9 protein-coding genes and 1 pseudogene are annotated in these 12,535 nt (G+C 32.7%); 3 read left to right on the plus strand and 7 right to left on the minus strand.

The features are described 5' to 3' along the window. Window positions 1-654: 654 nt before the first annotated feature. The 5 genes and pseudogenes from ACEWK1_RS20160 to ACEWK1_RS20180 all read right to left on the minus strand — a co-directional run bounded on the left by ACEWK1_RS20160 (window position 655) and on the right by ACEWK1_RS20180 (window position 2,751). A complete protein-coding gene (locus tag ACEWK1_RS20160) occupies window positions 655-843 on the minus strand; it encodes a hypothetical protein (RefSeq protein ID WP_098796534.1) in 189 nt (62 codons plus the stop codon). Further along, window positions 821-1,404: pseudogene (locus ACEWK1_RS20165) on the minus strand (Na+/H+ antiporter NhaC family protein). The gene ACEWK1_RS20160 and the pseudogene ACEWK1_RS20165 overlap by 23 nt, the downstream one beginning before the upstream one ends. Window positions 1,405-1,587: 183 nt before the next feature. After that, window positions 1,588-1,734 (minus strand): hypothetical protein, encoded by a 147-nt coding sequence (locus tag ACEWK1_RS20170; protein WP_176551032.1) that lies wholly within the window; start codon window positions 1,732-1,734, stop codon window positions 1,588-1,590. Then, window positions 1,731-1,871 (minus strand): hypothetical protein, encoded by a 141-nt coding sequence (locus ACEWK1_RS20175; RefSeq protein WP_176551031.1) that lies wholly within the window; start codon window positions 1,869-1,871, stop codon window positions 1,731-1,733. Before ACEWK1_RS20175 ends, ACEWK1_RS20170 begins: the two co-directional genes overlap by 4 nt. 145 nt (window positions 1,872-2,016) lie before the next feature. Continuing rightward, entirely contained in the window at window positions 2,017-2,751 is a 735-nt protein-coding gene (locus tag ACEWK1_RS20180) for a YwmB family TATA-box binding protein (RefSeq protein ID WP_098796532.1), read from the minus strand. Between the two features lie 379 nt (window positions 2,752-3,130). Here ACEWK1_RS20180 and ACEWK1_RS20185 point away from each other — a divergent pair, with 379 nt between their 5' ends. The 3 genes from ACEWK1_RS20185 to ACEWK1_RS20195 all read left to right on the plus strand — a co-directional run bounded on the left by ACEWK1_RS20185 (window position 3,131) and on the right by ACEWK1_RS20195 (window position 7,479). Then, window positions 3,131-3,403, plus strand: a complete 273-nt coding sequence (locus ACEWK1_RS20185; RefSeq protein ID WP_098796531.1) for a hypothetical protein — start codon at window positions 3,131-3,133, stop codon at window positions 3,401-3,403. A 428-nt stretch (window positions 3,404-3,831) separates the two neighbouring features. Further along, a complete protein-coding gene (locus ACEWK1_RS20190) occupies window positions 3,832-5,928 on the plus strand; it encodes a heavy metal translocating P-type ATPase (protein WP_098796530.1) in 2,097 nt (698 codons plus the stop codon). A gap of 678 nt (window positions 5,929-6,606) precedes the next feature. Beyond that, window positions 6,607-7,479, plus strand: a complete 873-nt coding sequence (locus ACEWK1_RS20195) for a cation diffusion facilitator family transporter (RefSeq protein ID WP_098796529.1) — start codon at window positions 6,607-6,609, stop codon at window positions 7,477-7,479. A gap of 918 nt (window positions 7,480-8,397) precedes the next feature. Here the strand turns inward: ACEWK1_RS20195 and ACEWK1_RS20200 are convergent. Further along, complete coding sequence (locus ACEWK1_RS20200; protein WP_098796528.1) at window positions 8,398-11,028, minus strand: heavy metal translocating P-type ATPase; 2,631 nt, start codon at window positions 11,026-11,028, stop codon at window positions 8,398-8,400. A 5-nt stretch (window positions 11,029-11,033) separates the two neighbouring features. Then, complete coding sequence (locus ACEWK1_RS20205) at window positions 11,034-11,372, minus strand: ArsR/SmtB family transcription factor (protein ID WP_098796527.1); 339 nt, start codon at window positions 11,370-11,372, stop codon at window positions 11,034-11,036. Between the last annotated feature and the right edge of the window lie 1,163 nt (window positions 11,373-12,535).

Consider the following 12,535-nt stretch of genomic DNA (forward strand, 5'->3'; position numbering starts at 1 on the left):
TATTGTCATTAAAGTGGTAAGATCTATTGAAGATCTGTAATCGAAATACATATGTTCTTACATGAATGATTTCTTAACACAATTCATGATTAATACTAGTTCTTTTTCGTAGATATTAAAAACAATGTGGAGAAAAAATGATACCAATAATTGTTCTATTTGCTTGTATAGGTTTAATTCTAAATCTTATAGGTATACGCATTTTAATTAGAGATGTCAGACAAACGATGAAAAAAATATAATGAAAAATAGTTACTTGGGGAAAGAATAAATACTTACTTCAATATGTATAAAGTTTGTTATCATACATCCTTTTTATCTTGTAACTCATATAGCTGTTTGTACATCAGAGTTTGTTTATGTCTACCATTCACAATTCACAGTTTTATAGGAGGTTCTTTTTGGTGAAGATGAGAAAAGCTGTAGTGTTTTTTACATTGGTAATTATTTCGGCAATATTAGCGGTTATTGGAACGTATTAGGTTGTATATTCACTATGATTTCCAATGTTTTTCCTAATAAGCTTAACAATTAAAACTCGGAAACTAATGAGTAGTTTAGAAAATATGGATAATTATTAATAAATAAAGCCAGCATAGATAGTGTGATATGCTGGTTTTATTACGTTATCTGATATATTACAAAATTCAGGTACTATTTTATAGACCAACCGATTTGCATCTTAAGTCTAGTCAAAAATGAGTTTTTATCTTGTAGGACATTGGAAAATAATACAGCAATTACAAATAATATAGATGAGATTCCTACCGCCTTAATCGATGGCGCAATTTTGGCTTTAGCGTAGTTTACAACAGGTAAATCAAAAAACGATGCAGTCGTCACCGTGGTTTCTCCTAAGGGGGAGGTGAATTCTCCAAATGAAACCAGCCGCAAATACTGTTCCCACCGTTAAAGGTAATGAAGCTCCCGTTGCTTGGGCTAACGATACTGCTAAAGGCATGAGTAATCTCCATGTACCACAAGATGAACCTATAAAATAACCAATAAAGACCCGAGCAAAAAAATTGTTACTGGAACTAAGGTTTTTGGTATAAATTTTCCTGCCGTTCCTGTAATAAATTTAGAAAAACCAAGGTCATCTGCCAAATCTGCTAGCGCCCAAACAAGAACTAATAATATAATTGCCATCATTAACTGGTTTCCACCGTGAAACATTAGCTCTGAAATCTTTTCTTTATGAAAGAGGTATAAGATTAAGGCAAAAATAACGGTGGCAAAAAAAGCAATTAACATGGCTTGAGTTGCATCTGCTTGTTGTACGGCATCTATAAATGAAATTGCTCCCTTACTAAGTCCATCTTGCCAAATGAGATAAAAGTGCTGGTTAAAAGTAAGAGTAGGGGAATTATAAGATTTAAATCTTTTGGTTGAAATTTTTTCCAATTCACTTTCAATACTATCTCTATGTACCTATTCCCCTTGGCATAAGCAAGTTTTGACCTCGTCACGTCAATATTATTCTTCACGGACTTCATAACTGGTTCAGTAGTCATAACTCTAAATTCACAATCCATAAAAGAAACAAGAACAGTTGCCCATGTAACGATCAAAGCACTTTTCTCAGTTTTAATACGCTTTTTTTACTACATTCGCAAATTCTTTAATGCCTCCAGTAACATGCATCATGCCAACAAGTCCACCAAAAACGAAAAGGAAAACGATAATAAGAAGATTTCCCCTGTCTACAAGGGCGCTAAAGATATAATCGCTCATTTTCTTTTAAAAACCCCTGGTTGGAATGAATATGAACCAACGAAAAGTCCCAATGTTAAGCCTACTAACACCTGACGGGTCAACATAGCTACAACTAAAGCAACGATAAACGGAATGATTGAAAACCAATTTTCCATTATATTACTCCTTTTTTATTGATAGACCTTCATTAATATTTTCAAAAAGATAAACATGAATTCAAAAAATACTGAACTAATGTACACTCCAAGTAACAGTATTAAACTTTAAGGTACGGCGGTTATTGGCCTTAAAAAGTAGTTATTAATATTCAGAAGTTATAATAGGGGTACCAATAGTCACTTTTATATTTTCATTAGAGTCATTTGAGTTTCTGTATACAATATGTAAGTTCATAAATTGATTATTTCCAAGAGGAAGTTTTGTGTTCCAACGATCAGTGTATGCAGATACTGATACGAAGTTTTTTTCGTTAAGACTTTGTAGCTTTTCACCGGAGAAACTCTTTAATAGGTTTGTAGCTTCTTCATATATAGGTTCATTTATCCTCGTAGTACCTTCAATCGTATAATACACAGAACCGTTCTCTATCTTTGACTTATATAGAGTTGAGATATTAGACCACTTTTTTTTGTCCCAGTTACTACCTTTTATATCGTAAGTAATACTTAAATTGTATTTATCTTTCAGAGGGAAGTATATAATAAGGATTTTTTCATTGATATCCAAATTTGATGATTCTCTTTCGCCAATAATTTTATAATGGCCTTCCTTAAATTGCGTTTTTGTCCATTTGAATTCTCTTTCTACACTTTTGATTTCCTTTATTCTTTTGTTTATATCAATTGTATTGGTATATTCTGTGATAGGTTCTTTTATATACATAGACCATTTATCTATTTCTATATTATGCTGTTTAGCAATCTCTGTTATTTGCATTAATTCATTATTATAATTTAAAAACGCTTTAGCTTCTTTTATAAAAACCGATATTACAAAAATACTACATAACAAAAATACAAGATTTGATTTTTTCATTGTTCTCAACTCCTCACTAAGAGGATAACCAATGAAAATAATAAATATACGTAGGTTTAATAGATTCTTAGATTTAAAGAACAGGTGTTTCACAAAATATAATGTTTCTTAATAAGAGGAGGGGGTAAATGAAAATAATGTAAGCGATATGAAAAACGTAAGTTAGTGAGTAATCAATGTTAATCAATTACGGAAATAGAAACACGAGAAGTATGACTAGTACATATAACTGTACTTATTGTGCCTTTGTGTTCATTTTTAAGCATACAGAAGTGATAAAAAAACAAAAAAATAAAAGGTTTGAAGAAAATGATAAAAAAAGTCAGATGCGTAATTCTGTTAATTCAATATAAAATGATCTTCTAGTCAAAACCACCCATTGGTTTTCCTATATAAATATACAATAAAAGAAAAAGGATGGCTAAAAGGAATAAATAATCCCTATTATAAACAAAAGGTCTTTATTAATCGAAACCTTTATTATCCATTTACAAAAGAAGAAGTAGAAAATCTTCATGTTAAAATAAAGTTGATAGAACCAAGAAAAGAGTGGAAAACCCCTGAACAAGTGCCTAGAATAGTCAGCAAGTTGTCTGTTCTATTTAAGGATGAACTTTTATTTGAGGTTCCTATTTATTATGATAATGGATAATGAAAGTAGGGTATGAAGCGGAAATAATGGCAGCAAATGCATACCTGGGAGGTCTGACAAACATGTTAGCACGCTACACTAGGTAAACCTATGCTTATTATAGATAAATAATCTATGTGAACAATACGTTCTCTTTAAGTAGGTGCTTTACTAAGTTCTCCTGAAGACCCCTAGGATTCACCATTTCTCCTTTTAAGGTAGGTACCATTGTGTATATTCTGTTTGACACAAACGGAATATTTTTTTATTATTAATTTATAATACATGAACACATTATCATATATTGGATTAGAACTGGTTAGGGTGATAATAATCTGAAATACCTTAATTTATATCTATTCTGATAGTAAACCTTGAATAATTAATGGTCATAACATAGTCATCAGGTAGAAAACTATAATGAACAAGGCTGGTAAGGAGGAACTTTAATGTCCGAACATAAACTAAAAGGTCTCTCTTGTGGAAACTGTGCAAGGGAAATGGAGGATGAAATAAATAAATTGGAGGGTGGCCAAGGCTCAAGAATTCTATACAATAGCAGCAAACTTATTTTAAATGATCAAGTTGATATCCAAAAAGTTGAGAAAATATTATCCTCTGATGGAGCGGTTATCTTAAGAGAAAACCATCATGAAAACTCAAGTTCTGGTCATAATCACGGTCATGATCATTCCCACACAAATAGTAAGCGTATGATAATGTTACTTGCCTCGTCAACATTTATTTTCTTAGCAGCTATTTATGCCGATACCCAACTTGATAATATCGTGCCTATTATCATGTATTTGGTTGCTGCAGCTGCCAGTGGATATCCTACCTTTATAAAAGGTGCAAAAAATCTTTTCAAATTAAAATTTAATATTGATACATTAATGACGATTGCCTTAGTAGGTGCATTCTCAATTGGAGAATGGAAAGAAGGAACGTTAGTAGCTATTCTATTTGGAGTAAATGAACTACTTGAAGGATTAGGAATGGAAAAAGCTAGAAAATCAATGGAAGAACTACTAAAGGTAGCTCCTAAAGAAGCGACCTTGATCGATAATGGTCAAGAGCGAATCGTGGCAATTGATACGCTTAAAGAAGGTAACTTGGTCCTTGTTAAATCTGGACAAAAGATTCCTTCGGATGGGATCGTTGAATCAGGTAAAAGTTCAGTAAATGAAGCAGCTATTACCGGAGAATCAATGCCGGTTGAAAAAGAAACGAATGAAAAAGTTTTTGGTGGAAGCATTAATAATGAAGGTGTTTTAAAAGTAAGAATAACGAAAGAATATAAGGATTCTTCTTTGGCTAAGATACTACATTTGGTAGAAGAAGCTCAAGAAACAAAAACACCTACAGAACAATTTATAAATCGTTTTGCAAAATATTATACACCAATTATCATGGTGATTTCAGCATTAGTAATGCTAGTACCACCACTTTTATTTAATGGGGACTGGGGATCATGGTTCTACCAGGGTTTAGCTGTTCTGATTGTAGGCTGTCCATGTGCCTTAATTTTATCTTCCCCGATTGCAATTGTTTCTGGTATAGCTCACAATGCCAAGAACGGAATCCTTGTGAAGGGTGGAGTTTTTCTTGAACAACTTGGGAAAATTGATACGATAGCATTTGATAAGACTGGTACCTTAACGAAAGGTCATCCTTATGTAGAAAAAACGGTTGTATATGACGAAGGGGAATTTTTTCATATTGCAGGATCTATAGAGAAGTCTTCTTCTCATCCGATAGCAAATGCCATAATGGATAAGTTAAGTGATTTAAATGTTTCTTATACTGATCCAGAAGAAATCAATACTATTTCTGGGCAAGGTGTAGCAGCAGTCATTAATGGGGTTGAATATAAAGTAGGTAATGAAAAAAGTATTAACTTTATTCTCCCTGCTGAAGTATCAGAAAATATTAGTTCACTAAAAAATGATGGGTATACACTTGTGATAGTTGCAAATAATGAAAAAGTGTTAGGGTTATTTGGGATTATAGATGAAATTAGACAAGAAAGTAAGGATATTATAGGAGAACTTTATTTAGCAGGAATTAAAAATACTGTTATGTTAACAGGGGACCATACCAAGACTGCAGAAAAAGTAGCAAAGCAAATAGGCCTAACAAAATATTATGCGAGTCTTTTACCTGATGAAAAAGTTACTAAAATAAAAGAACTAACTAAAAGTGGTAAAGTTGCTATGATAGGAGATGGTATTAATGATGCTCCCGCCCTAGCAACAGCTGATCTGGGGATTGCAATGGGGAAAGGGACAGATAGTGCGATTGAAACGGCTGATATTGTATTAATGCAGGATCATCTAGGGAAACTTCCATCCGCAGTAAGAATTGCAAAAAAGGTTAATAAAATTATTAAATTAAATATAACATTAGCCTTAGGACTCAAACTAATTGCTTTACTGTTAACGATTCCAGGTCTGCTTACATTATGGATTGCAATTCTTTCAGATATGGGTGCAACAATATTAGTAACCTTAATAAGCCTAACGATAATGATTGAAGATAGGAAGTAATTGAAGACTTTCATATGAGTATTAAGGTTTTTAATTTTTATCTGTAATATTAATAAAAGGTTAGTGGGACATCTAGATTGAAAGTTCCACTAACCTTTTTATTTTACTAACGAAAAAGACATAAGAATGATCACGGTGTTTATGACGTCCATGTCTATGTGGAGCCTAACTAATTAAATGATCTTCCATGCTTTTATTTATAAATAAAGCGTTGCTTGAAAAACGTGTCTGTGGAGTATTTACAAACCATAGTAATAATATGACAGTTCTGTATATGTTATAAAGAAAACGGTGACCGGGGGTAAAATGTAGTGTTTATTTAGAAAATGACACTCAATTAATTCTCTATTGTTAAAAAAGGGAAGTGCTTGATCTAAGACTGATGATAAATATAAGAAATTTTTAAAATAGCTGTCTATTTAGTAACAGGTTCGGTTTTCAAGTGCAAAATTTAAAAATGCAGTAAAATAGGTAGTTTAGATATGAAGTGCAATTAGACTACCTATAAAGTTAAAAAGTATTTAACAACGCAATGTCCCACATATTACTGACATTGCATATGTCATGAATTTTTGAAATTTAATTTGAATTTAATTATACTTTATAAAAATACCTGAATAAGTTAATTACTATATATAGCCTGTATAATTTTTAATGAAGCCTTAATAGGGGGATAACATGATCGATAATAATTTAAAGAAAGCTGAAAGAGGCGTATGGATAAGTATTTTAGCTTATATCATTCTGTCAGGAATTAAATTAATCGCAGGTTATACTGGGAATTCAAACGCATTAAAAGCTGATGGGTTAAACAATTTAACGGATATTATAGCATCAGCAACTGTTTTAATTGGTTTAAGGTTTGCACAAAAGCCTGCGGATGAGAATCATAAATATGGTCATACAAAAGCAGAAACAATCTCCTCACTAATAGCTGCTATAATTATTTTTATGGTGGGACTACAGGTTGTTATAGAAGCTTTTAACAATTATTTCTCACCCACAGATAATAAACCAGAATTATTTACTGGATTTATCGCTTTATTGAGTGCTGTATTTATGTACTTAGTATATAGATACAACAGAAAATTGTCCATAGAGCATGAAAGTAAGGCACTTTATGCAACTGCTCAGGATAACCGTTCAGATGCTTTAGTTAGTTTCGGTGCATTTATTGGAATTGTTGGGGCATATTTAGGGTGGGTCTTTCTAGATTCTGTTACAGCTGCAATAGTTGGTTTTATTATTTGTCATACTGCTTGGGACATTTTTAAGGAAGCAGTTCATGAGCTAACAGACGGCTACGATGCTGAGAAGCTAAAAGAGATAGAAGAACTAATTAAAAATACACCTGGAGTAAAGTTCGTTAAGGATATAAAGGCTCGGGTATACGGTAGTCAAACTACTGTAGATGCAATTGTCTACGTTAAATCAACTCTCACAGTTATTGAAAGCCATAATATAAGCGACAAAATTGAACAAAACCTTCGAGACAGGTACAATATAAAAAGCGTACACATACATATTGAGCCATATTATTATAAAAACTAGGAAAGTATTCAAAGTCCTATAAATTGAGTTATAATGTTATATATAAGTAATGTTGATATTTTAGAAAATAATATAAAATCTATTAAGAAAATATATGAAATATTTTAAAAAGTTAAATAACCTTTTGAAATCTAATTATGTATTTTTAATTTACTATAAATGGGAATAGAGGGGGGATTGTCGCCAATAATTTGATTTATTTGACTTAATTATTCAAGAGATAAACGGCCTAAATCGTATTATTTAGGCTAGCTAGTTTTTTCTAGTTAAAGCTTCTGCACAACATAGACATACCTTAGCACATTGTTTTGCACTTTCGCTAATACATTCATAGAGTCCTGCACTAGACATACAAACATCCCCACAAGCTTCACAAAGCTCACCACAAAACTGACTGCCTTTTTGTGCAAAACTTGAGACAATTGTAAAATAATAAAGACAATCTCTTAGTGAACCGAATGAGCTTCTTTAATATTGGTTCCCAACTCGTATAAATATGTCTTTTTGTATACCCCATGCACATTTAAAGCAAACAGCTTCTTGGTAAATTAAAATTTTAACTTTAATCTTGTTTTTCAAAATAAAAAGATGAATGCATATTGTTCTTTGAACTCAACACATTCCTTTAACTCCCAAAAACGCTCCAATAATCAACAAAAGTAAAACATTAATATCTTATTTATAGTCAAATAAAAACCTCCAGCTACTTCAGAATTAGTTGTGCCTCAAGTACCTTATTTTCTCTAAAAATAACCAACAACCATCTTAGTAAATTGATATGAAGTAAATTAAGTTATTGGACAATGATAATAAATGAATATATCCCCAGAAAATCACTTTTCTTAAACAAAAATTAGAAACCTTTAATTTGTATGGTATCTCATTATAAAAAAGATAGGGATTACACTCCCTATCTGGTTATTTCTGTCTTAATAGTCTCATGCTATTTAAAATAACAATCAAAGCTGCTCCTGTATCACTTAGAACCGCCATCCATAGAGTGAGGTACCCAGGGAAGATTAAAAGTAACGCAATAAACTTTGTAAGAAGAGAAAACCATACATTTTGCTTAATAATCGTCAAGGCTTTTCTACTTAGTCGAATCGTATGAGGGAGTTTTTCTAAATTATCGGCCATTAACACAATATCAGCTGTTTCCATGGCAGTATCCGTACCGGCTCCCCCCATAGCTATCCCTAAGTCTGCTGTTGCGAGGGCTGGTGCATCATTAATACCATCACCAACCATGGCTACACGTTTTCCTTCTTGTTGAAGTTTTTGTACAGCCGTTACTTTATCTTCAGGTAACAATTCTGCAAAATAACGATCAACTCCCGTTTGTGAAGCGATTTTTTTCGCAGTTCCTTCATTGTCTCCGGTTAACATCACCATTTCTTTTACGCCAACTTGTTTCAATTTCTCAATGGCTTTAACAGTGATATTTCGAATTGCATCTGAAACGGCAATGACTCCTAAAACTTCTGAACGAGTACCAACAAGAACAAGAGTATTTCCTTCTTGCTGTAATCGTTTAATTTCTTCTTCAATCCCCGTAAGAGATAAATTGAAATCATAGTATAATTTAGGGTTTCCAGCAAAATATTCGGTACCGTTTATAGTCGCTTGGGCACCTTTACCTACGATTGCTCTAAAGGAATCACCTTTCATCACTTGTATATCTTTTTCATCTGCATAAGCTGTTATCGCTTTTGCAATAGGGTGATTCGAATGTTCCTCAATAGTACGGGCAATGGCAAGTAATTCATTTTCACTCCCCTTTAGAGGAATAATTTGTGAAACCCTTGGTTTACCTTCGGTTAAGGTTCCCGTCTTATCGAATGCAATGGCATTAATAGCTCCTGCTTTCTCTAAGAATGTACCACCTTTGATTAAAACACCATTTTTTGCTGCATTTCCAATTGCTGAAACGATAGCTACAGGGGTTGATATCACTAAGGCACATGGACAAGCGACAACCAATAGCGCTAATCCTTTATAAGCCCACTCAGCCCATGTTCCGAAACCTAATAATGGGGGTACTATCATTATGAGTAACGCTAATGCAAAGACAATTGGCGTATAGACGCTTGCAAAACGGTCAACAAAGGCTTGTGTAGGAGCTTTCTTTTCTTGTGCTTCTTCTACAAGGTGAATAATCTTAGCAATAGCTGTATCTTCAACTAATTTCGTTACTTTTACCTCTAGTGAACCACTTTCGTTTACCGTACCGGCAAATACCGAATCACCAACTTCTTTATCAACGGGAATAGACTCACCTGTAATTGGAGCCTGATTAACACTTGAAACACCAGCAATAATATCTCCATCTAACGGAATCTTCTCTCCCGGTTTAACGATGATGATATCATCTACTGATATCTCTTCTACAGGCTTTCTTATCAATTGATCTCCTAGTTTCATCAAGGCTTCAGAAGGTGCAAGATCCATTAAACTACGAATTGATTCTCTTGTTCGCTCAATCGATTTATTTTGGAGTGTATTACCTAATGCAAATAACCATACCACAGTAGCACCTTCAAACCATTCTCCAATAAGTGCTGCTCCAATGGCCGCAACTGACATTAAAACATTCATATCTAACGAAAGACTTTTTATCGCATAAAAGGCACTTCTTGCTGGCTTGTATCCACCAATAACAATAGTTGCTGCGTATAATAGTGTAATTAGCATTGGTGAAACATCAGCATAGGATCCAAAAAAGCCAAATGCTAACAGAAGACCGGAAATGGTCGTTAATGGTGCACCTTTATTACTTTCTTTTTCAGTTGAATTGTTCTTTAAGGTTGGGGATGCTTTGAAACCAGCCCTTTCAACTTCTTTAATAATCTCATTATTATTCGATTCATGAATTATCTGCATTTTTCCAGTTGAAAAGTTTACACTAACTTCTTTAACTGCTGGATTCTTTCTAAGGTGTTTTTCGATTGTTGCTGCGCAAGCACCGCAATCCATTCCTTCTACTTTAAAAATTTGAACGTTATTATTTTTTCGTTGATTTATTTCAGTCTGAAACCCTAACTTTTCTACTTGTTTTTCAATTTTATCGCCTAGAGAAGGGAGGCTAGTTTCTACCTGCATTTTTCCTGCACTATAATTTACTTTAACATTTTCGATTCCCTCAATTTTTGAAAGACTTTTCTCAATCGTTACTGCGCATGACGGGCAATCCATTCCTTTGACTTGGTATTCAAGTTTCTCTAACGATTTTGCAGTTGTAGAAGGTTGTGGATTTTCCTCTGTAGAATAGCATTCTTTATCACTACAGCACGTAGAAGTCTTCATAACTTCGTATTCCTGAATATCAGGTCCTTTTTCATTATTTGGACATTGGTCATCTTTACAACAAGATGACTGAACCACTTCTTCTTTTTCAGCCGATGTAGTTCCATTAATTTCACAAGATCCATCTTTGTAGCATGAATCCTTTTTAGGATTTTCTAAGGTAAGAGGGATGGTAACTTCTTTTGTTTCTGAACATCCATTATCTGAACAACAAATTTTTGATTTTGTAATTTCTTCTTCAGCCATTTCTCTCACCCTTCATCTGATATCCGTGCTGGATTAATTTCACATTGCTCTATATCCTGTTCTACAATGCTCAAGACTTCATCAAACATATTTAACAATTGTTTCATTTTATTATTTCTTAACGAATAGTACATGTATTTACCTTGCTGACGACCAACGATAATACCGCACCCTTTTAAACATGCTAAGTGCTGAGAAACATTAGATTGATTTCCATTAATCTCTTCAACAATTTCGGAAACGGTTTTTTCCTTATCTTTTATGCATTCCAAAATTAGAAGCCTTGTTTTATCAGCAAAACCCCGAATAAATTTGGTTTTCAAATTTATATCAACAGTAGCCATCCTGTACTGCACCTCCATCAAATTAGTTATTAGTAATATAATACTGTGTATTATATATATTAGTGAATACTAATTTGTAAGTCAATCATTGAATTCTTTTTATTCTAAAAAATAACAGTTGAATAATTCATATCTTGTAAATCATGAATACATTATTTTATCCTTAACTTAAGAATCCGTGGAAAATTAAGGGGATAACAAAAAAGAATGTTGCTAGGTAAAAACTTTCTTGGGTCATGATCATACACTTTATTTTGATATTTCCTTACACATTAATTTTTACGCCACATTACAAGTTTCGGAAGGAATTGAAGCTTTAGCTTTAATGTTGAATAGATATCAAAAACTAAAGGAGATACATACGATAATTTAAATATACGTCGCCTTTTCGCATGTAATAGGAGATATGCTAGCTTTATAGGAGCTTTTGATACACCACATATTTGGGAAATCCTAAGCCCTAATGTTAAGTGTTTTGTTGCCTATTTTGTTTTTTATAAGTGCATGGAATGGAAGTAAACGAAGGGCTCATTCAATATAAATTGAAGCGATTCGATATAGTTAATATAAAAGGAAAGTTATTAATTTGAATATAGGTTTAACCGTTATTAATAATATGTATATTTAGGTAATTACTTTTGATTACCTAGCGCATAGCTATAGGTTGAGGATGTAAATCTGAAAAAAGGGGAATATCATTGGCATTAGGATTAAATGTTAACAAAGTGTGTCGGGATAAATGATTGAAAGAGAAAAGTATATATTTTCATTTGACATATATATTAGCAAAGGCTAATATCAAGTGTATATTACCCTTACTTAATTATACCTTTTACAAAGGAATTGAAAGGAGATTTTGATAAAAGTAGAATCCAATTGTAGATCTTACGGGATAGATTCTAATTGTAAAAGTAATTCGTAGTGTAAATCAATCATGAATCATAACAGATGTATATTCTATCGGGACATCGCTTTATTCAAAATCATCCTTCTGAGTTGAATTTTTAGTTAGAATAATAAAAATTTTGAATGCTAGTTGATAGATCTTATAGCGAGCAGGGGATTTTAAAACTTCTCTGCTCCTTTTTGTACGCAATGCATTAATCAGAATTAAAAGCTCTAGATTAAATGTTGTGTTCTAGTACAATTCTGAGAAATAAAAA

Origin of the sequence: Metabacillus sp. YM-086, assembly GCF_048059995.1 — a bacterium.
In the GTDB taxonomy this organism is placed as follows: Bacteria; Bacillota; Bacilli; order Bacillales; family Bacillaceae; genus Metabacillus; species Metabacillus litoralis_B.

What these genes read in the sequence shown, in the direction of transcription:
- ACEWK1_RS20200 (WP_098796528.1), bottom strand. Translation starts at nt 11,028, where the DNA reads ATGGCTGAAGAAGAAATTACAAAATCAAAAATTTGTTGTTCAGATAAT.
- ACEWK1_RS20175 (WP_176551031.1), bottom strand. Translation starts at nt 1,871, where the DNA reads ATGGAAAATTGGTTTTCAATCATTCCGTTTATCGTTGCTTTAGTTGTA.
- ACEWK1_RS20170 (WP_176551032.1), bottom strand. Translation starts at nt 1,734, where the DNA reads ATGAGCGATTATATCTTTAGCGCCCTTGTAGACAGGGGAAATCTTCTT.
- ACEWK1_RS20195 (WP_098796529.1), top strand. Translation starts at nt 6,607, where the DNA reads ATGATCGATAATAATTTAAAGAAAGCTGAAAGAGGCGTATGGATAAGT.
- ACEWK1_RS20180 (WP_098796532.1), bottom strand. Translation starts at nt 2,751, where the DNA reads ATGAAAAAATCAAATCTTGTATTTTTGTTATGTAGTATTTTTGTAATA.
- ACEWK1_RS20205 (WP_098796527.1), bottom strand. Translation starts at nt 11,372, where the DNA reads ATGGCTACTGTTGATATAAATTTGAAAACCAAATTTATTCGGGGTTTT.
- ACEWK1_RS20190 (WP_098796530.1), top strand. Translation starts at nt 3,832, where the DNA reads ATGTCCGAACATAAACTAAAAGGTCTCTCTTGTGGAAACTGTGCAAGG.